We start from the raw sequence: 18,873 nt of genomic DNA, 5'->3' as shown, positions 1-18,873 counted from the left end.
GACCGTTGCGCGACCCGGGTTTCCGCCCGTACGACAGGGGTTCGGACTGTTGTGCAAGACTCTGCAAGCACTTGCCATCCGTTGCCGCCGGAGGAATCATCCCTTGCGAAGCGGACGCCGACCACGACGTGAGGGATCGCGATGACCCAGCAGCCCGCAGCGGGCCGTTCGACGGCGCGCACCAGGCGTCCCATTGGTGTGCAAGGGGAGAAACGGCAGATACAGTCCGGTCCTGTGACCACACGGCTTGCTGATATCGCTGCTCAGGCGGGGGTGAGCGAGGCGACCGTCAGCCGGGTCCTGAACGGGAAACCGGGCGTCGCCGCCACCACCCGCCAGTCCGTACTCGCCGCCCTCGACGTCCTGGGCTACGAGCGCCCGGTACGGCTGCGGCAGCGCAGCGAGGGCCTGGTCGGGCTGATCACCCCCGAGCTGGAGAACCCGATCTTCCCGGCGCTGGCCCAGGTCATCGGGCAGGCGCTGACCCGCCAGGGCTACACCCCGGTGCTCGCCACCCAGACCCCGGGCGGGTCGACGGAGGACGAGCTGACGGAGATGCTCGTGGACCGCGGGGTGGCCGGCATCATCTACGTCTCCGGGCTGCACGCCGACACCACCGCCGACATGCAGCGCTACGAGCGACTGCGGGCGCGGGGCGTGCCGTTCGTGCTCGTCGACGGCTTCTCGCCGAAGGTGCAGGCGCCGTTCATCTCCCCCGACGACCGGGCCGCCATGGCGCTCGCCGTGACGCACCTCGCCTCCCTCGGGCACACCCGGATCGGGCTGGCGCTCGGGCCGAAGCGGTTCGTCCCGGTGCAGCGCAAGATAGAGGGCTTCGTCCGCACCGTGCAGGAGCAACTGGGCCTGAGCGCCGAGACGGTCGAGACCGAGCTGATCCAGCACTCGCTGTACACGCTGGAGGGCGGCCAGGCCGCCGCCACCGCGCTGATGGACCGCGGCTGCACGGCCGTCGTGTGCGCGAGCGACATGATGGCGCTGGGCGCGATACGCGCGGCCCGCCAGCGCGGCCTGGACGTGCCGAAGGACGTCTCGGTGGTCGGTTTCGACGACTCGCCGCTGATCGCCTTCACCGACCCGCCGCTGACCACCGTCCGCAAGCCGGTCCCCGCGATGGGCCAGGCGGCGGTGCGCACCCTGCTCGAGGAGATCGGCGGAACGCCCGCGCCGCACAGCGAGTTCGTGTTCATGCCGGAGCTGGTGGTGCGCGGTTCGACCGCTTCCGCCCCCGGGGAGCGACATCGTCCTTAGGGCGGAGGAACGCCCCTTCGCGCACTGCCACGGGAGGACGGCCGGCACCTGTCCCTGAGGGAGAACATGCGGGCCGGACCCGTCCGAGGGATGATCCGGGTAGGACGTCTTTTCTGGCAGACTTTGTGCCCATGGGTGACACGACCGTGACAACGCTGAGCGGCCGGGAAGAGGCCGCAGCGCACCCCGTCGCGGAGGAGCCGACGGGGCCGGGCTTCCTGCGTCACCGGCGCACCCCCCGGCGCCCCCGGCTGTGGTTCGAGATCCTGCTGATCGCGGTGAGTTACTGGACGTACTCACTCATCCGCAACGCCGTTCCCGAACAGCGCGCCGAGGCGCTGCGCAACGCCGACTGGATCTGGCGCCTGGAGCAGCAGCTCGGCGCGGCGTTCGAGGAGTCGGTCAATCATGCCGTGAACTCGGTGACTTGGCTCGTCATCGGCATGAACTACTACTACGCCACCCTGCACTTCGTGGTCACGCTGGGTGTTCTGGTGTGGCTCTTCCGTAGTCACCCGGGCCGGTACGCGGCGACCCGCCTCGTCCTGTTCACCACGACCGCCATGGCCCTGGTCGGCTACTACCTGTATCCGCTCGCCCCGCCCCGGCTGATGAACGGCCAGGACTTCATCGACACCGTGCTGGTCCACCAGACCTGGGGGTCGATGGCCTCCGGCGATCTGAAGAACATGTCCAACCAGTACGCCGCCATGCCATCGATGCACATCGGCTGGTCGGTGTGGTGCGGTCTGACGATCTTCGCGCTGGTGTCCGTCCCGTGGGCGCGCGTGCTGGGGCTGCTCTACCCGGCGCTCACCCTGGTGGTCATCGTCGCCACCGCCAACCACTTCTGGCTCGACGCCGTGGGCGGCCTGGTCTGCCTGGCCGTCGGCTACGGCATCGCACGCCTCTGGTACGGCCGGCAGCCGTACGCCCTGCCGCGACGGGTGCCCGAACCGGAGAAGCGAACGGAACGGGGGGAACGGGAGCCTGAGCGGGCTCCGGTGCCGAAGCAGGGGTGAGCGCGGCGGGGACGGCCCGAGCCCCGCCGTCGCACGGGGCGCCGCCCCTCACGCCCCGCCGTAGAACAGCTCCTCCACCACGCCCCGGGCCCGCCGTGCCGTGCGCCGGTACGCGTCGAGCATGTCGCCGGCGTGGCCGGGGCCGTAGCCGAGGTAGCGGCCGACGGCGCCCAGTTCGCGGGGCTGGGTGGGGAAGGTGTCCCCCGCGCGGCCCTTGACCAGCATCACCGCGTTGCGCACGCGGGTGGCCAGCACCCACGCCTCGTCGAGGATGGAGGCGTCGTCCTCGGAGATCAGTCCGGTCGTACGGGCGGCGGCCAGCGCCTCGCGCGTGCGGGTCGTGCGCAGCGCCCGCTCCCGCGCGCCGTGCCGCAGCTGAAGCAGCTGCACGGTCCACTCGACGTCGGACAGCCCGCCCGGACCGAGCTTGGCGTGCAGCTTGGGGTCGGCGCCGCGCGGCAGCCGTTCGGACTCCATCCGGGCCTTCAGCCGCCGGATCTCACGGACGGCCTCCTCGTCGAGCCCGTCGGCCGGGTAGCGCAGCGGGTCGATCAGCTCGATGAAGCGGCGGCCGAGGTCCTCGTCCCCGGCGACATGCTCGGCGCGCAGCAGCGCGTGCCGCTCCCACACCAGCGACCAGCGCCGGTAGTACGCCTCGTACGACGCGAGGGTGCGCACCAGCGGCCCCGACTTGCCCTCCGGGCGCAGGTCGGCGTCGATCAGCAGCGGCGGGTCGGAGCTGGGGATCTGGAGCAGCCGGCGCATCTCGGCGACGACCTTGCCCGCCGCCCCGGCCGCCTCCCGTTCGTCCACGCCGTCGCGCGGCTCGTGCACGAACAGCACGTCCGCGTCGGAGCCGTAGCCCAGTTCGTGCCCGCCGAAGCGGCCCATGCCGATGATCGCGAAGCGGGTGGGGAGGGTGTCCCCCCAGCCCTCGCGGACCACCGCGCGCAGCGTGCCGGCGAGGGTGGCGGCCGTCAGGTCGGACACCGCGCCCCCCACCAGGTCCACCAGGGCGCCCTGGTCGGCCTCGGCGGGCTGGGACTCGGTGCCGTAGGAGCCGACGATGTCGGCGGCGGCCGTACGGAACAGTTCCCGGCGGCGCACCCCACGGGCGGCCGTGACGCCCTGCGCGGCGTTGTCGGCGCGGCGGACGGCGGCGAGGATCTCCTGCTCCAGATGGGCGCGGGAGCGGGGGGTCAGTCCCCCGCCGTCGCCGTCGCCGAGCAGCGCCACCGCCTCGGGGGCGCGCATCAGCAGGTCGGGGGCGAGCCGCCCGGCGGACAGCACGCGGGCCAGGTTCTCGGCGGCCGCGCCCTCGTCGCGCAGCAGCCGCAGGTACCAGGGGGTCTTGCCGAGCGCGTCGGAGACCTTGCGGAAGTTGAGCAGGCCGGCGTCCGGGTCGGCGGAGTCGGCGAACCAGCCGAGCAGCACGGGCAGCAGGGTGCGCTGGATGGCGGCCTTGCGGGTGACGCCGGAGGCCAGCGCCTCCAGGTGGCGCAGCGCGGCGGCCGGGTCGGCGTAGCCGAGGGCCACCATGCGCTCGCGTGCCGCCTCCGGGCTGAGCCGGGCCTCGCCGGGGGCGAGTGCCGCGACGGCGTCCAGCAGCGGCCGGTAGAACAGCTTCTCGTGCAGCCGCCGTACGACGGAGGAGTGCCGCCTCCACTCGCGGATCAGGGTGGTGACCGGGTCGGTGCGCAGGTCGAGGGAGCGGGCCAGGCGCCGCAGGTCGGCCTCGTCCTCGGGGACGAGGTGGGTGCGGCGCAGCCGGTGGAGCTGGATGCGGTGCTCCATGGAGCGCAGGAAGCGGTAGGCGTCGTCGAGCTGGGCGGCGTCCGCGCGGCCGACGTACCCGCCGGCGGCGAGGGCCTTCAGCGCGTCGAGGGTGGTGCCGCTGCGCAGCGAGGAGTCGGCGCGGCCGTGCACCAGCTGGAGCAGCTGCACGGCGAATTCCACGTCGCGCAGCCCTCCGGGGCCGAGTTTGAGCTGGCGGTCGACCTCGGCGGCGGGGATGTTCTCCACCACGCGGCGGCGCATCTTCTGCACGTCGGCGACGAAGTTCTCCCGCTCGGCGGCCTGCCAGACCAGCGGCTGGAGTGCGCGCACGTACTCCTCGCCGAGGGCGAGGTCGCCGGCGACCGGGCGGGCCTTGAGCAGCGCCTGGAACTCCCAGGTCTTGGCCCAGCGCTGGTAGTAGGCGAGGTGGGAGGCGAGGGTGCGCACCAGCGGCCCGTTGCGGCCCTCCGGGCGCAGGTTGGCGTCGACGGGCCAGATGGAGCCCTCGACGGTGGTCTCGGAGCAGATCCGCATCATGTGCGAGGCGAGCCGGGTCGCCGCGCGCAGCGCCTTGTCCTCGTCGGCGCCGTTCACGGCCTCGCCGACGAAGATGACGTCGACGTCGGAGACGTAGTTCAGCTCGTGTCCCCCGCACTTGCCCATCGCGATCACCGCGAGCCGGCACAGCCCGGTGTCCTCGGGCGCGGCCGCCTCGGCGAGGGCGAGGGCGGCGCGCAGGGTGGCGGTGGCGAGGTCGGCGAGCTCGGCGGCGGTCTCGGCGACCTCGATGGTGCCGCAGACGTCCCGGGCGGCGATGGACAGCAGGCAGCGCCGGTAGGCGACGCGCAGGGACACCGGGTCGTCGGCCGAGGCGAGTCCGCGTTCGAACTCCTCGATGCCGGGGTGCAGGTCGCGCGGCTCGTAGGTGACCAGCGCCTGCCAGTCGCTCGGGTGGCGGACGAGGTGCTCGGCCAGTGCCTCGGAGGCGCCGAGCACCCCGAGCAGCCGGTCCCGCAGCGGCTTGGCGGCTATCAGGGTGTCCAGCAGCTCCTGGCGGGCGGTGGCGCCGTCCTGCGCCTCCAGCAGCCGGACGAGTCCGAGCAGGGCGAGGTCGGGGTCGGCGGTCCGGCCGAGGGCGTCCAGCAGGATCGGGTCGCTGCGCACCGGCGCCAGCTCGTCGCTGTCGAGCAGCCGCTCGGCGGCGGACGGATCGGTGAAGCCGTGCCGCAGCAGCCGCGTGAAGATACTGCTCCTGCGCCCCGGCGCCGACGTCATGCCCGGCCTCCCTCGTGCCTCGCGGATCTCGGTGGTACGGCCATGAGCCTAGCCGGAGTACGGGCGCGCGGCGCTGGTGTGGCCTGCGACGGGTTCCGGCCCTGGACGGAGGTGGAGCGGCTGATCAGCGGGGCGGAGCCGTTCTGGACCTCCACGGTCCGACCCGACGGGCGCCCCCATGTCACACCGCTCCCGGCCGTGTGGTCGGCGGCGCGCCGCACTTCCGCACCGGACCGGAGGAACGCAGGGCCCGCAATCCGCCGGAGAACCCGGAGTGCGGCCGCACACCGCTCCCGGCCGTGTGGTCGGCGGCGCGCCGCACTTCCGCACCGGACCGGAGGAACGCGGGGCCCGCAATCCGCCGGAGAACCCGGGGTGCGGCCGTACGGGTTCCTGACGACGCGCGGCTGCGCGGCTGCGCGGGCCGGCAGCGGCAAGGGAGGAGAACGTGCCCCGGTGTTCTCGGTGGCGCCGCGGACCGTTTTCGGTTTCGGTAAGGGAGAGCCGTTCCGCCGGACACGGTGGCGGTTCGCCTGAAGCCGTGCGCGACGAAGGGGCCGGAGTATCCATGGACATGACCCTCGAAGTGATCCCGCTCCCGGTGAGCGACATCGACCGGGCCAGGGACTTCTACCGGGACAAGGTCGGCTTCCACGTCGACATCGACCAGGAGGTCGTGCCGGGCATGCGTATCGTCCAGCTGACCCCGCCGGGGTCCGGCTGCTCCATCGCCCTCGGCGGCGACGGCCTCTGGGCCACCGTTCCGGGCGGCTCCCCGCCGGCCCCCGGCTCCTACCGGGGCCTTCAGCTCTGCGTCGCCGACATCGGGGCCGCCCACGCGGAACTGACCGCGCGCGGCCTCGACGTCTCCGAGCCGGTTCAGTACTCCCCGTCCGACGGCGCCACGTTCATGCACTTCGCGGACCCGGACGGCAACGTCTGGGCCATCCAGGAGTTCCGCCGCCGGGCCACGGAACCGCTGCACCAGGTGCTGGCGAAGCAAGCGGAGGGGTAGGCCCCCGCTACCGGTCCACCGGTCTACCGGTCCACCGGGTCGGGCCAGCCCGGGACCGGGTCACCGACGTCGTAGGCGGCGAAGAAGGCCGCGACGGCGGCGGTTTCCTCCGCGTCCGGCTGGTCGTTGGTGCACTCGGGCCCGGCCCACGCGCCGGACATGACCTTGGAGCAGGGGCTGCCGGGACCGAGGTCGGGGAGGGACAGGATGTGCCCCAGTTCGTGGACGGCGATACGGGAGGGCCGGTACACGGTGGCGTCGCCGGTCTCGAGGTAGACCCAGCCCCGGCCCAGTCCGTTGACGTAGACGTGCGACCCCGTGCCGGTCGCGGTGGTGTACTCCTTGACCCGCAGGGCCGCCGGGGTGTCCTGCTCGACGAATCTGATGCCGGGCACGGCGTCGTTCCAGACGTCCATGGCATCGCGGACCGCGTCCGTGTACGACCCGGCGAGGAGCAGGTCGATCGCGATGACCTCGGGCTCGGCCTCGGCGGCCTGGGCCGGGGCGACGCTCCCTGCGACGACGGCCGAGGCGCAGAGGGCGGCGGTCAGTAACTTCACCATTCGACGGGGCACAGCGGGACCTCCCGAACCGGTTCCGGATCACGACGCCGGAAAGTTATCGGAGGGAGATCGGCACGGGCCATCAGGCGAAAAGGGGCATGCGGAGGAAATGCGTACACAAACGGGACGCATGATTCCGGTGCATCTAGGACCGGCTCCGACCTAGATGGTCCCTAGCGTGGTCTCCGGAACGAGGGAACGACGGAACAACGGAACAACCACGGATCCACGGAGGCCACCTGTCATGACCGTGAACGAGACGACCACCCCCGCATCGGCCGCTTCCCCGGAGGTCACCGGTGAGCGGGCGGACCTGCTGGAGACGCTGGCCAAGCACCGGCACTTCCTGCGCTTCACCACCCGCGACCTCACCGACGAGCAGGCCGGGCTGCGCACCACCGCGGGGGAACTCTGCCTGGGCGGTCTCATCAAGCACGTCACCGCGTGCGAGCGGACCTGGACGGAGTTCATCCAGCACGGCCCCTCGGCGATAGGGGACTTCACGGCCAAGACCGAGGAGGACTGGGCCCGGCGGGAGGCGGAGTTCCGGATGCTGCCCGGCGAGACGCTGGCCGGCGTGCTGGCGGACTACGCCGAGGTGGCCCGCCGGACCGAGGACCTGGTCGCCTCGCTGCCCGACCTGGACGCCGCGTGGCCCCTGCCGAAGGCCCCGTGGTTCGAGTCCGACGCGCGGTGGACGGCCCGCAGGGTGCTGCTGCACATCATCGCCGAGACCGCTCAGCACGCGGGCCACGCCGACATCCTCCGCGAGTCCCTGGACGGCGCGAAGAGCATGGGCTGACCGGCGCGCCGTGGGGGGCGAGGGCACTCCCCCCACGGCGCCGGCCGGCCGCGCCTACAGCACCGGCAGCAGGTTCTTCAGTTCGAAGGCCGTGACCTCGGAGCGGTACTCCTCCCACTCCTGCTTCTTGTTGCGCAGGAAGAAGTCGAAGACGTGCTCGCCGAGGGTTTCGGCGGCGAGGTCGCTGCGCTGCATCAGGCTCAGGGCCTCGCCCAGGTTCTGCGGCAGCGGCTCGATGCCGAGCGCGCGGCGTTCCGCGTCGGAGAGGGCCCAGACGTCGTCCTCGGCGCCCGGCGGGAGCTCGTAGCCCTCCTCGATGCCCTTCATGCCGGCCGCCAGGAGCAGGGCGTAGGCCAGGTAGGGGTTGGCCCCGGTGTCGATGGAGCGGACCTCCACGCGCGCCGAGCCGGTCTTGCCGGGCTTGTACATCGGGACGCGGACCAGGGCGCTGCGGTTGTTGTGGCCCCAGCAGATGTACGACGGGGCCTCGCCGCCGGCGCCCGCGGTGCGCTCCGAGCCGCCCCAGATGCGCTTGTAGCTGTTGACCCACTGGTTGGTGACCGCCGAGATCTCCGCCGCGTGCCGCAGCAGGCCGGCGATGAAGGAGCGGCCGACCTTGGAGAGCTGGTACTCGGCGCCGGACTCGTAGAACGCGTTGCGGTCGCCCTCGAAGAGGGAGAGGTGGGTGTGCATGCCGGAGCCCGGGTGCTCGGAGAAGGGCTTGGGCATGAACGTCGCCTGGACGCCCTGTTCGAGCGCCACCTGCTTCATGACCAGGCGGAACGTCATGATGTTGTCCGCCGTGGAGAGCGCGTCCGCGTAGCGCAGGTCGATTTCCTGCTGGCCGGGGGCGCCCTCGTGGTGGGAGAACTCCACCGAGATGCCCATCGACTCCAGCATCGTGATCGCCTGGCGGCGGAAGTCCATGCCGACGTTCTGCGGCGTGTGGTCGAAGTAGCCGGAGTTGTCGGCCGGGGTCGGGCGGGTGCCGTCCACGGGCTTGTCCTTCAGCAGGAAGAACTCGATCTCCGGGTGGGTGTAGAAGGTGAACCCCTGGTCGGAGGCGCGGGCGAGCGCGCGCTTGAGGACGTAGCGCGGGTCCGCGAAGGACGGGGAGCCGTCCGGCATGAGGATGTCGCAGAACATACGGGCCGTGCCGGGGGCCTCGGCGCGCCACGGGAGGACCTGGAACGTCGACGGGTCCGGCTTGGCGATCATGTCGGACTCGTACACCCGGGCGAAGCCCTCGATGGCCGAGCCGTCGAAGCCGATCCCCTCGTCGAACGCCTGCTCCAGTTCGGCGGGGGCGACGGCCACGGACTTGAGGAAGCCCAGCACGTCGGTGAACCACAGGCGCACGAACCGGATGTCGCGCTCCTCCAACGTCCGGAGCACGAATTCCTGCTGCTTGTCCATCTTCCGATTCCCCATCCTTGCCGGTCAGGCCGCCGGTCCGCGCCCGCCCCACGGGAGACGAGCGAGCTGACGAGCGGGCACACGCGCATCCCACCACACCAGCGTTTCATACGCGTTGCCGGCCTCGGTCGGACGACCGGCCGTGACCGGAACGCCGCGTGCACGACAGCACACGACAGGTGTACCGCTCCGGGGGCCATCCTGCCCGTTCGGGGCCGGGTTCGTAACGGGTGGGGAGGGTCGGGCGGACAGGGGGTGGCGCGCGGGAGAGGCGGCGCGCCGCTCAGGGTTTCGGGGAGAGGCCCAGCAGGAGGGGGCGCGTGGGGCCGGCGACGATGTCGGCCACGGTGAGGGGGTCGAGGGTGGCGTAGAACGCCTCCTGGGCCCCGCGCAGGGCGCCGCGCAGACCGCAGCCGGGGCTCAGCGGGCACGGGGTCGTGGTGGACGTCCCCTCGCAGTCGACGACGTCCCCCTCGCCCTCGAAGGCCCGGACCAGGGCGCCGACCGAGGCGGTGCGGCCCTCCTCGGTGAGCGCCAGGCCTCCGCCCCTGCCGCGGCGGGCCGTGAGCAGGCCCATGTGCTGGAGTTCGGCGACGACTTTCGCGGTGTGGGTGTACGGCACGTCCATCGCCGTGGAGACGTCCCGCGTGGTCGGGTGGGAGTCGCCGGTCACGGCGAGGCGCATGAGGACCCGCAGAGCCAGGTCGGTGGAGCGCAGGAGCCGCATGGCATGCAGGGTAGGTAATACGCATCTGGCATTCAAGAATTCCGGGGCCCCGGTGCTCTACGACGGACCTCGCTTCCCTATTACGATCAGTTGATCCGTTCGTCATTACGATCAGTTGACCCGTTCAGTTGATCCGTTCGTCCCACTCCTCTCCCGAAGGGCACTCCCATGGGCTCCGCCAAGAAGAGCAGCGCGGCACGCACGGCACGCATAGAGGAGATGCGGCGCGCCGAACAGGCCCGCGAGCGGCGTGCCCGGCTCCTCACCATCGGCGCGAGCGTGGTCGTCGTCGCCGGACTCGTGGTCGGCGGTGTGGTGCTCATCCAGTCCCAGTCGGACGACGGCGGGAGCGGCTCGGCGGACGCGTCGAAGAACGCGGGCACGTTCACCACCGGCGCGGACGGCGTCCGTACCTGGGACGGCGAGCTGGGGCGCAATCACGTGACCAAGTCCGTGGACTACCCCGTCACGCCTCCCGTCGGCGGTGACCACAACCCCGTGTGGATGAACTGCAACGGGGACGTCTACACCGACGAGATCAACAGCACCAACGCCGTGCACTCGCTGGAGCACGGAGCCGTGTGGGTGACGTACAACGGGGACGCCGGGAAGGCCGACGTCGACGCGCTCGCCGCGAAGGTGAAGAAGACGCCGTACACGCTGATGAGCCCGGTCGACGGGCAGAAGGACCCGATCATGCTCACCGCCTGGGGCCACCAGCGCACGGTGACCGGTGCGGACGATCCGAACGTCGACGCGTTCCTGGAGAAGTACGTCCAGGGTCAGCAGACGCCCGAACCCGGGGCCGCCTGCACGAACGGGCTGTCCAAGTGAGGCAGTTCGGGCTGATCGCCGGCGCCGCGGCCACCGCGCTCGTCGCGGCCGGTGCGATCACCTTCGCGGTGGCCGGGGACGACGGGTCGTCGTCGGGCACGGTGCCGTCGGCGGACTCCGCGGACGCCGGGTTCGCCCGGGACATGGCCGTCCATCACCAGCAGGCGGTCGAGATGTCGTACGTGGTGCGGGACCGCACGGACGACGAGGAGGTCCGCCGGCTCGCCTACGACATCGCCCAGACGCAGGCCAACCAGCGGGGCATGCTGCTGGGCTGGCTCGATCTGTGGGAGCTTCCCAAGGTGTCCTCGGATCCGCCCATGACCTGGATGGGCATGGGCGACGCGGCCTCCGGCAAGGACGGTGCGCTGATGCCGGGGATGGCGACGAACGCCGAGATGGAGCGGCTGGGGTCGCTGGGCGGGAAGGCGGCCGAGGTCTTCTATCTCCAGCTCATGACGGACCACCACAAGGGCGGGGTCCACATGGCGCAGGGGTGCGTCAGCGCGTGCGAGGTGGGCGCGGAGAAGCGGCTCGCGCGCGGGATGGTGGAGGCGCAGGAGTCGGAGATCGCGCTGATGGGGCGGATGCTGAAGGAGCGGGGGGCGCGGGCGCCGGGGCAGTAGAGGTGCGGGGGCAGTAGAGGTGCGGGGGCAGTAGGGGGGCGAGGGGCAGTTTGGGTGCGGGGTGAGTCTGGTGCGCTCCGCGACATCGTGTCGGTTTGACGATTACACTGGGCCCCGTGCCTCAACTACGTCTCGCCCTGAATCAGATCGACTCGAGCGTCGGTGACCTCGCCGGCAACGCCGAAACGATTGTCCGCTGGACCCGGCACTCCGCCGAACAGGGGGCGCACCTCGTCGCGTTCCCGGAGATGGTGCTGACCGGGTACCCCGTCGAGGATCTCGCCCTCAGGTCGTCGTTCGTGGAAGCGTCGCGGGCCGGCCTGCGCGCGCTCGCGGCGCGGCTCGCCGAGGAGGGGCTCGGCGGTCTTCCGGTGATCGTCGGGTATCTCGACCGCAGCGCCGCCGCGCAGCCCAAGTACGGGCAGCCGGCCGGTGCGCCGCAGAACGCCGGCGCGGTGCTGTACGGGGGTGAGGTGGTGCTCGGCTTCGCCAAGCACCACCTGCCGAACTACGGCGTCTTCGACGAGTTCCGGTACTTCGTGCCCGGCGACACCATGCCGGTGGTACGGGTGGGGGGTGTCGATGTCGCGCTCGCCATCTGCGAGGACCTCTGGCAGGACGGGGGGCGGGTGCCCGCGGCGCGGTCGGCGCGGGCCGGGCTGCTGCTGTCCGTCAACGCCTCGCCGTACGAGCGGGACAAGGACGACACCCGGCTGGAGCTCGTGCGCAAGCGGGCGCAGGAGGCCGGGTGCACGACCGCGTACCTCGCGATGATGGGCGGGCAGGACGAGCTCGTCTTCGACGGGGACTCGATCGTGGTGGACCGGGACGGTGAGGTGGTGGCGCGGGCGCCGCAGTTCGCCGAGGCGTGCGTCGTGGTCGATCTGGAGCTGCCCGGTGCGGTGGCCGACGCGCCGGAGGGGGTCGTGGACGACGGGCTGCGGATCGACCGGGTGGTGCTGTCGGAGGAGCCGGCGCCGGCGCACGACGCGCACGACGCGGGCGAGACGGGCGAGACGGGCGAGGCGGGCGGGAACGCCGGGGGGTACGCCGCGCGGCTCGACGACGACGAGGAGGTGTACTCCGCGCTGGTCGTGGGGTTGCGGGCGTATGTCCGGAAGAACGGGTTCCGGTCGGTGCTGATCGGGCTGTCCGGAGGGATCGACTCGGCGCTGGTCGCCGCGATCGCCTGCGACGCGGTGGGCGCGGAGAACGTGTACGGCGTGTCAATGCCGTCGAAGTACTCCTCGGAGCACTCCAAGGACGACGCGGCGGAGCTGGCGCGGCGGACCGGGCTGAACTACCGGACCGTGGCGATCGAGCCGATGTTCGACGCGTACATGGGGGCGCTGGAGCTCACGGGGCTGGCGGAGGAGAACCTCCAGTCGCGGCTGCGGGGGACGCTGCTGATGGCCCTCTCCAACGAGGAGGGGCACATCGTGCTGGCGCCGGGGAACAAGTCGGAGCTGGCGGTGGGATACTCGACGCTGTACGGGGACTCGGTCGGGGCGTACGGGCCGATCAAGGACGTGTACAAGACGTCGGTGTTCCGGCTGGCGGAGTGGCGCAACCGGGCGGCGGTTCAGCGGGGGCAGACGCCGCCGATTCCGGAGAACTCGATCTCGAAGCCGCCGAGTGCGGAGCTGCGGCCGGGGCAGGTGGACACGGACTCGCTGCCGGACTATCCGGTGCTGGACGCGATCCTGGCGCTGTACGTGGACCAGGACCGGGGGGCGGACGAGATCGTCGCGGCCGGGTTCGACGCGGAGCTGGTGACGAAGACGCTGCGGATGGTGGACCGGGCGGAGTACAAGCGGCGCCAGTACCCGCCGGGGACGAAGATCTCCCCGAAGGGCTTCGGCAAGGACCGCCGCCTTCCGATCACGAACGGCTGGCGCGAGGGCTGAATGCGAATGCCTGCGGCGCAGCTGCGGGTGCGGTGGGGGTGCGCGTAGCGCCCACGGTGGGTGGGTGGTTGCGGGGCCGGGGCCATCCGCGCGGTCCGCGGGCAGTCGTGCCGCTGGGGCGGCACGGGTGGGCGCGGGCGGCACCCCGCACGCGCCGGGCTGCGCGAACAACCCCCGGCCCGCACCAGCACCGGGCACCCGCAGACGCGCCGGCGGTGCAACACCCACCCGGCCCACAAGAAGCGCCGTGGGTTCAGTCGGCCGGGGCGGCGAGCCTTACGCGGGCTGCGATGGGCAAGTGGTCGCTCGCCGTCGCCGGGAGGGTCCAGGACGCCTCCGGCTCCGCCCCCTTGACCAGGATCTGATCGATCCGCGCCATCGGGAACGACGCCGGCCAGCTGAACCCGAAGCCGCTGCCCACAGCCCCCTGCGTGGACCGCATCTGCGCGGTCACGGCGTTCAGCGCACGGTCGTTCATCGTGCCGTTCAGATCCCCGAGCAGCACCACGTTCGGCAGACGTTCCGCGGAGATCGCCTTCCCCAGCGCATCCGCGCTCCGGTCACGCTGCCGTGCCGTGAACCCGGCCTCCATCTTCACCCGGACAGAGGGCAGATGGGCGACGTAGACGGCCACCCGCCCGGCCGGCGCCGCCACCGTGGCACGCATCGCCCGCTTCCAGCCGAGGCGTATGTCCACGGACCTCACGTCACTCAGGGGGTACTTGCTCCACAGACCCACGGTCCCGACCACCGCGTGGTGCTTGTACGTCGACGCCAGCGCCGACTTGTACGCCGGTACCTTCGACGCCTTCAGCTCCTCCAGGGCCAGCACGTCCGCGCCCGAGGCGGCCACGTCGCGCGCCGTGCGCGACGGGTCCGGATTGTCGGCGTTGACGTTGTGGGTGGCCACCGTCAGGTCGCCGTTCTCGGTGTTCTTGTCGGTGAGCAGACCCCCGAAGAGGTTGAGCCAGACGGCCACGGGCAGGATCGTCGCGATCAGTGCCGTCGCCGACCTGCGGAGCACCGCCAGGGCGAGCAGCACCGGGATGAACAGGCCCAGCCAGGGCAGGAACGTCTCGACCAGGCTGCCCAGGTTCCCGATCACGTTGGGGATCTGCGAATGGGCCGACATGATCAGGGCCAGCAGGCCCGCGCCCGCCGCCACGAACAGTCCCCGCCGCCAGATCCGGCGGTCCCCGCGCCAGCCCTCGCTCACCCGGTCCCACAGGCGTCGAAGGCGGGAGGCCGGCTGCTCGGCGCCCGAGCCTGAATCGTCCGTCTCCGTCACGTACGCCTGCTGCGCCATACCGTCGCCTCACTACCTGCCGTGCACACCGTCACCCCCGTGCCCGTAAGACCCTAGGGGATGATCGGTTCCTTTCCTGCCGCCGCGAGGCGGCCGTCCGGGAGCGAGGACGTCGGTGGGCGCTCGAGGGGTTCCGGTGAGGCGGAGGAGAGCTCCATCTGTCATCGAACGAACACAAAGAGGCCCGCAGGGCGTCCCCGACGACCGGGAATCGCCCGGGGCATGACGGTCGGACGGCTACTGCGGTTCGCTGCCCGGAAGAGAGCTCTCCTCTTTCCTCTCGGTCGTCTTCTTGATGAAGAACAGGATGGCCACGGCCAGGAGCATCACGCAGCCGATCACCTCGAGGCCGGCGGTGAAGTTTCCAGTCTTCTCACGCAAGGCTCCGGTAAGGGCCGGCGCGAAGAATCCGGATGAGTTCGCGATGGCCGCGATGACGCCGATCCCCACCGCGGCGGCAGGGCCGGCGAGGAATGCCTTCGGTATCTGCCAGAGGATCGGCAAGGCGGAGAGGGAGGCGGCGACGACCACACTGAGCGCCGTCATCTGGAGAACCGGCGTAGGGGCGTGCGGAGCAGCGATGACCGCGACGGCACCGATCGCCAGGGCCACTCCGGAATACCCGATGCGGTTTCCGGTCCGGTCCGAGGCACGTCCGGTGAACCACATCGCGATCACGGCGACCGCGTAGGGCAACGCGGTCAGCAGGCCCACTTCGAACGAGGAGAAGTCGATGCCGTATTCGGTTTCGAAATCCGTCATGACCTGCGGCATGAAGAAGCTGAAAGCGTTGAGGCCGAAGAGGTTCGCGAAGAGAACCGCGCCCACGAGGTAGGTGCGAACGTCTCGCAGCGCGTTCGACCGGTGGGACGAGCCGGCCTCGAGGGCTCTGTCGTTCTCCTGTGCGAGAGCGTTCTCGAGTGCTCTGATCTCGCTGTCGTTGAGCCAGCCGGCGTCCCGGGGGCGGTCCGGAAGAATGAACAGCACAAGGAGACCGACCAGTATGGTGGGCACGCCGTGGGTGAGGAACATCACTCGCCAACCCTCGAGCCCGAACCATCCGTCCAGGGTTGAGATGGTCCAGGAGGACAAGGGTGCTCCGACGATGATGGCAATGGGCGCGGCGAAGTAGAACTGTGCCGTCAGGCGACCTCGGTACTCGGCCGGGAACCAGGTGGTGAGGTAGAGAATGACCCCTGGGATGAACCCGGCTTCCGCGATTCCGAGCAGAATACGGATGGCATAGAAGCTCGAGTCGCCCTGCACAGCCGCCATGACGGCAGTGACGGCACCCCAGGAGACCATGATGCGGGCCAGCCACAACCGGGCTCCCACCCGGTGCTGGATCATGTTGCTCAGCGGTTCGAGCAGGCAGTAGCCCAGAAAGAACAGCCCTGCCCCCAGTCCGAAGGCAGCGGTGGTCAATCCGATGTCCTCGCGCATCCCCTCAGCGGCGAAGCCCGCGTTCACACGGTCGAGTTGCGAGAGGAAGTACATGAGGCCGAGGAGCGGGATGAGCCGCCGGGCGGCCTTGCGCACAGCTGGTTCGGTCGCAGGATCGGACCGGAGAATTGATTCTGCCATCAGAGAAACGTTTCCCTTCTCGGTTTCCTCTACTGAGTCTGCTGACGGAGGCGGCCGTAGACGGGTTTGCCCGGCAGAGCATCGCCGAGAAGGGCTCCGTCACGAACGACGAACTCTCCTCCCACGAGAACATGGACCATTCCCGTCGAAGGTTTCGTTGTATGCGAGTAGGAGGAGCGGTCGGTAATTCTTTCGGGATCGAACAGGACGATGTCCGCGTCGGATCCGGCCTGCACTCGGCCCTTCCGGCGGAAGGCATCGGATGTGGACTCGAGCAGTTGGGCGGGGAGCAGGGAACCGCGGCGGACAGCCTCGGACACGCTGACGGTTCCGGTCTCTCGCACCAGCCAGCGCAGCATCCGGGAAAAGCAGCCCGCGGTCCTGGGGTGTGACTGCGCCTCCCTGGGCAACGGCCACGTTTCCTCGTAGAAGACGCCGTCGGGCCGCATCGGGGGGACGGCGTCCGAGGCGATGACCACCTCGGGGCGGGCCAGTATCTCCCTCAGCAGTCGCTTTTCCTCGTCCACTTGCTCGTCGAGCAGATCGACGATGACGAGGGCCCCCGGATCCTTCTCACGCAAGCTCTTGAGCTCTTCCGGGCCGGACAGCCGCTGCCCGGACGCCACGTGCGTGACAGCCGTGGCCGGAAGGTCCAGGCGGGCCAGTGCCGCGGGGTCCAGGAAGGAGGCTCCGACCGCTGTGCACCCGGAGCCGTACGGATACGCCTCCGTGGACACACGCGCGCCGCGTTGGTGCGCCTCCTCGACGAGTTTCATCCCTGCCTCGGCCAGGCGGTGCGTCGTGCTGTTGAGATGGCAGAAGTGAATATGCGCCCCCGTTTCCGAGGCGGCGGCCACCAGCTCCGCGCCGGCGTCCAGCGCGGATCCGGGAGATTCGACCGCGGCCCATCGGGCATGGGTGAAGGCAGGCATGTCCCAGTGGGCCGCCAACGCGGCGAGTCGTATGTACTCGGCCGGATCCGTTTCCGGTGCGTACCCGAGTGCGACGCCCACGCCGAGCGCCCCGGCATGAAGCTCGCTCTCCAGCTGCCGCACGATCCCGCTCACGGTCGAGGGCGAGTGCCGGCGACGCCAGTTGTGCAGCCCGGCGTGGTCGAGAAAGGCGCGGAAGGGAGTGCTCATGGGCTCTGTCGCGTTGTCGAGAAGCCGTGCCCTCGTCGCGGTCCACGACGCGGAGTAGCCGACATTGATGGGGCACCCGCGTCTTTCCGCCAGTGCATAGGTGGCCGCTACGGAGGCGGCGCCCACCTCGAGCTCCAGGGCGGTGGTGACACCGTCCAGGGCCTGCAGACGGAGACCTGCGAGCGTCTGCGCATGACTGTGCATGTCGATGAAACCCGGAGCCAGCACCAAACCGCTCGCGTCGATCCGGACGCCGCCCCGCAACGGGGCCTCTGACACACACGCAATGCGTCCCTGCCGTATGCCCACGTCACGGGCGGCGTCCAGGCCGGTTTCCGGGTCGATCACGCGACCTCCCGAGAACACCAGGTCATAGGCGTCCGAGTACCCGGCCCGGTGCGGTGGGGAGTTACTGTGAGTTGGCTGAAATGTCACGAGAGGGTCGCCCTCCAATCGGTCATGACCAGGCTCACAGCGGTGCCGGATAGGCTGCGTGACCGGCAGGAAAATCCCTCGAAGGGCTGATCCGGTGCAAGAAAACCCCGAGAGTGATGCTGTGCTGAGCGAATCCGACATGGAGATCGTCGATGCGCTGCAGGTCGGTCCGCGCGCCACCTGGACTCAGTTGGCCGGCGCCCTGGGGGTCTCCGCCTCCACGGTGCAGCGCCGCTGGACTCGGCTTCAGCGGTCGGGAAAGGCCTGGGTCAGTGTCGCGTTCGGCCCGCGTCAGTACGGACGTATCGTCTTCGCGCTCGTGGAGCTCGAATGCGACCCCGCCCGCGTACTGGAGGCGGCGCAGGCACTGGCTGAGATGCCACCGGTGATCTCGGTCGCGGTGACGACGGGCGAGTACGACATCTCCGCGATCGTGCTCGCCGAGAACCTGACCGCCATATCGGGTCTGCTCCTCCGCGACATCCCGGGCGTCGTCGGCGTACGCAGGCTGCGGAGCGACATCGGGACCGAGTGGTTCGGGGGTACCCGCTGGCGTCTGGGCGCCGTCGAGCCGGGTCGGCTGCGCGCCCTGCGGGACGCCGAGAGGGCGGAGTCCCCTGCCGTGTCCCGCATGGACCGGAGGGACGGAGCGCTGTTCGCACTGCTGAGCATGGACGGCCGCATGAGCTACGCGGAGCTCGGGCGTCGGCTCGGCGAGAGTGAACTCGCGGTCAAACGACGCCTCCACCTGCTGCAGCGCGGCCACGACATCGTCTTCCGGTGCGACGTGGCCCGCCGTCTGGTGGGCTCCCAGACCGTCGTGATGATCAGGATGGCCGTTCCGGAGAGGGACCTGCACCGGGTCGGCGCCACGCTGAGGAACTGGCCGGAGTGCCGCCTGTGTGCCTCCGTGGTCGGCACAGAGAACATCGTCTTCGCCGCTGCCCTCAATTCCGTCTCACATCTGACCCGGCTGGTCGCGAAGATCGAGCACGAGTTGCCCACGGCGCGAGTGACCGAGCGGAACGTGACCATTCGTACCGTCAAGGTGTACGGGCGATTGCTGGACGGCAGCAGCCGCTGTGTCCGTACGGTCCCCATCGACATCTGGCAGGGGCCGGACCCGCTCGGCTGACAGCGGCCGAGCGGATCGTCCCGGCCGTCATGACGCGCT

At 70.7% G+C, this 18,873-nt stretch carries 15 protein-coding genes; 8 read left to right on the top strand and 7 right to left on the bottom strand.

What is annotated here, in order from left to right:
* Positions 1 to 234: 234 nt before the first annotated feature.
* Together AC5L3C_RS27585 and AC5L3C_RS27580 are read left to right on the top strand one after the other, a co-directional pair.
* Entirely contained in the window at positions 235 to 1,269 is a 1,035-nt protein-coding gene (locus AC5L3C_RS27585) for a LacI family DNA-binding transcriptional regulator (RefSeq protein WP_493651540.1), read from the top strand.
* Positions 1,270 to 1,400: 131 nt separating this feature from the next.
* Positions 1,401 to 2,291: a phosphatase PAP2 family protein gene (locus AC5L3C_RS27580; RefSeq protein ID WP_493651539.1), complete on the top strand. Its 891-nt coding sequence runs from the start codon at positions 1,401 to 1,403 to the stop codon at positions 2,289 to 2,291.
* 48 nt (positions 2,292 to 2,339) lie between these two features.
* On the opposite strand, the gene AC5L3C_RS27575 is transcribed toward AC5L3C_RS27580, so the two are convergent.
* Positions 2,340 to 5,342, bottom strand: coding sequence for a bifunctional [glutamine synthetase] adenylyltransferase/[glutamine synthetase]-adenylyl-L-tyrosine phosphorylase (locus AC5L3C_RS27575; protein WP_493651537.1), 3,003 nt, complete (start codon positions 5,340 to 5,342; stop codon positions 2,340 to 2,342).
* Between the two features lie 568 nt (positions 5,343 to 5,910).
* Here AC5L3C_RS27575 and AC5L3C_RS27570 point away from each other — a divergent pair.
* The gene (locus AC5L3C_RS27570) at positions 5,911 to 6,357 is read left to right on the top strand and encodes a VOC family protein (protein ID WP_493651536.1); all 447 of its coding nucleotides are present in this window, start codon (positions 5,911 to 5,913) and stop codon (positions 6,355 to 6,357) included.
* A 23-nt stretch (positions 6,358 to 6,380) separates the two neighbouring features.
* Here AC5L3C_RS27570 and AC5L3C_RS27565 read toward each other — a convergent pair whose 3' ends face one another.
* Positions 6,381 to 6,920 (bottom strand): snapalysin family zinc-dependent metalloprotease, encoded by a 540-nt coding sequence (locus tag AC5L3C_RS27565; protein ID WP_493651534.1) that lies wholly within the window; start codon positions 6,918 to 6,920, stop codon positions 6,381 to 6,383.
* A gap of 244 nt (positions 6,921 to 7,164) precedes the next feature.
* Here AC5L3C_RS27565 and AC5L3C_RS27560 point away from each other — a divergent pair, with 244 nt between their 5' ends.
* A complete protein-coding gene (locus tag AC5L3C_RS27560; RefSeq protein ID WP_493651532.1) occupies positions 7,165 to 7,722 on the top strand; it encodes a DinB family protein in 558 nt (185 codons plus the stop codon).
* A 54-nt stretch (positions 7,723 to 7,776) separates the two neighbouring features.
* Here the strand turns inward: AC5L3C_RS27560 and glnA are convergent, their stop codons facing one another.
* Positions 7,777 to 9,138 (bottom strand): type I glutamate--ammonia ligase, encoded by a 1,362-nt coding sequence (gene glnA / locus AC5L3C_RS27555; protein ID WP_493651530.1) that lies wholly within the window; start codon positions 9,136 to 9,138, stop codon positions 7,777 to 7,779.
* A 283-nt stretch (positions 9,139 to 9,421) separates the two neighbouring features.
* A complete protein-coding gene (locus tag AC5L3C_RS27550; protein WP_493651529.1) occupies positions 9,422 to 9,865 on the bottom strand; it encodes an RrF2 family transcriptional regulator in 444 nt (147 codons plus the stop codon).
* A 168-nt stretch (positions 9,866 to 10,033) separates the two neighbouring features.
* Between AC5L3C_RS27550 and AC5L3C_RS27545 the strand changes: the two genes are divergently transcribed.
* The 3 genes from AC5L3C_RS27545 to AC5L3C_RS27535 all read left to right on the top strand — a co-directional run bounded on the left by AC5L3C_RS27545 (position 10,034) and on the right by AC5L3C_RS27535 (position 13,232).
* Positions 10,034 to 10,699 (top strand): thioredoxin-like domain-containing protein, encoded by a 666-nt coding sequence (locus AC5L3C_RS27545; protein ID WP_493651527.1) that lies wholly within the window; start codon positions 10,034 to 10,036, stop codon positions 10,697 to 10,699.
* Positions 10,696 to 11,325 carry a DUF305 domain-containing protein gene (locus AC5L3C_RS27540; RefSeq protein ID WP_125506837.1) on the top strand — a complete coding sequence of 210 codons (630 nt, stop codon included), beginning with the start codon at positions 10,696 to 10,698 and terminating at the stop codon, positions 11,323 to 11,325. Before AC5L3C_RS27545 ends, AC5L3C_RS27540 begins: the two co-directional genes overlap by 4 nt.
* A 116-nt stretch (positions 11,326 to 11,441) precedes the next feature.
* Positions 11,442 to 13,232 carry an NAD+ synthase gene (locus AC5L3C_RS27535; protein ID WP_493651526.1) on the top strand — a complete coding sequence of 597 codons (1,791 nt, stop codon included), beginning with the start codon at positions 11,442 to 11,444 and terminating at the stop codon, positions 13,230 to 13,232.
* 253 nt (positions 13,233 to 13,485) lie between these two features.
* Here the strand turns inward: AC5L3C_RS27535 and AC5L3C_RS27530 are convergent, their stop codons facing one another.
* The 3 genes from AC5L3C_RS27530 to AC5L3C_RS27520 all read right to left on the bottom strand — a co-directional run bounded on the left by AC5L3C_RS27530 (position 13,486) and on the right by AC5L3C_RS27520 (position 17,840).
* Positions 13,486 to 14,538, bottom strand: coding sequence for an endonuclease/exonuclease/phosphatase family protein (locus AC5L3C_RS27530; RefSeq protein ID WP_493651525.1), 1,053 nt, complete (start codon positions 14,536 to 14,538; stop codon positions 13,486 to 13,488).
* Between the two features lie 237 nt (positions 14,539 to 14,775).
* Positions 14,776 to 16,122 (bottom strand): MFS transporter, encoded by a 1,347-nt coding sequence (locus tag AC5L3C_RS27525; RefSeq protein WP_493651524.1) that lies wholly within the window; start codon positions 16,120 to 16,122, stop codon positions 14,776 to 14,778.
* A 29-nt stretch (positions 16,123 to 16,151) separates the two neighbouring features.
* Positions 16,152 to 17,840 carry an amidohydrolase family protein gene (locus AC5L3C_RS27520; protein ID WP_493651522.1) on the bottom strand — a complete coding sequence of 563 codons (1,689 nt, stop codon included), beginning with the start codon at positions 17,838 to 17,840 and terminating at the stop codon, positions 16,152 to 16,154.
* On the opposite strand from AC5L3C_RS27520, the gene AC5L3C_RS27515 reads away from it, so the two are divergent.
* Positions 17,821 to 18,834 carry an Lrp/AsnC family transcriptional regulator gene (locus AC5L3C_RS27515; protein ID WP_493651520.1) on the top strand — a complete coding sequence of 338 codons (1,014 nt, stop codon included), beginning with the start codon at positions 17,821 to 17,823 and terminating at the stop codon, positions 18,832 to 18,834. The two genes, AC5L3C_RS27520 and AC5L3C_RS27515, sit on opposite strands and share 20 nt — an antisense overlap.
* Positions 18,835 to 18,873: the final 39 nt, after the last annotated feature.

The sequence above is a fragment of the Streptomyces speibonae genome, from assembly GCF_984686075.1.
Note: the sequence above shows the minus strand (reverse complement) of the source record. Positions and strands in the feature narration are given on the sequence as shown.

What these genes read in the sequence shown, in the direction of transcription:
- AC5L3C_RS27580 (WP_493651539.1), top strand. Translation starts at nt 1,401, where the DNA reads ATGGGTGACACGACCGTGACAACGCTGAGCGGCCGGGAAGAGGCCGCA.
- AC5L3C_RS27575 (WP_493651537.1), bottom strand. Translation starts at nt 5,342, where the DNA reads ATGACGTCGGCGCCGGGGCGCAGGAGCAGTATCTTCACGCGGCTGCTG.
- AC5L3C_RS27570 (WP_493651536.1), top strand. Translation starts at nt 5,911, where the DNA reads ATGGACATGACCCTCGAAGTGATCCCGCTCCCGGTGAGCGACATCGAC.
- AC5L3C_RS27565 (WP_493651534.1), bottom strand. Translation starts at nt 6,920, where the DNA reads ATGGTGAAGTTACTGACCGCCGCCCTCTGCGCCTCGGCCGTCGTCGCA.
- AC5L3C_RS27560 (WP_493651532.1), top strand. Translation starts at nt 7,165, where the DNA reads ATGACCGTGAACGAGACGACCACCCCCGCATCGGCCGCTTCCCCGGAG.
- glnA (WP_493651530.1), bottom strand. Translation starts at nt 9,138, where the DNA reads ATGGACAAGCAGCAGGAATTCGTGCTCCGGACGTTGGAGGAGCGCGAC.
- AC5L3C_RS27550 (WP_493651529.1), bottom strand. Translation starts at nt 9,865, where the DNA reads ATGCGGCTCCTGCGCTCCACCGACCTGGCTCTGCGGGTCCTCATGCGC.
- AC5L3C_RS27545 (WP_493651527.1), top strand. Translation starts at nt 10,034, where the DNA reads ATGGGCTCCGCCAAGAAGAGCAGCGCGGCACGCACGGCACGCATAGAG.
- AC5L3C_RS27530 (WP_493651525.1), bottom strand. Translation starts at nt 14,538, where the DNA reads ATGGCGCAGCAGGCGTACGTGACGGAGACGGACGATTCAGGCTCGGGC.
- AC5L3C_RS27525 (WP_493651524.1), bottom strand. Translation starts at nt 16,122, where the DNA reads ATGGCAGAATCAATTCTCCGGTCCGATCCTGCGACCGAACCAGCTGTG.
- AC5L3C_RS27520 (WP_493651522.1), bottom strand. Translation starts at nt 17,840, where the DNA reads ATGTCGGATTCGCTCAGCACAGCATCACTCTCGGGGTTTTCTTGCACC.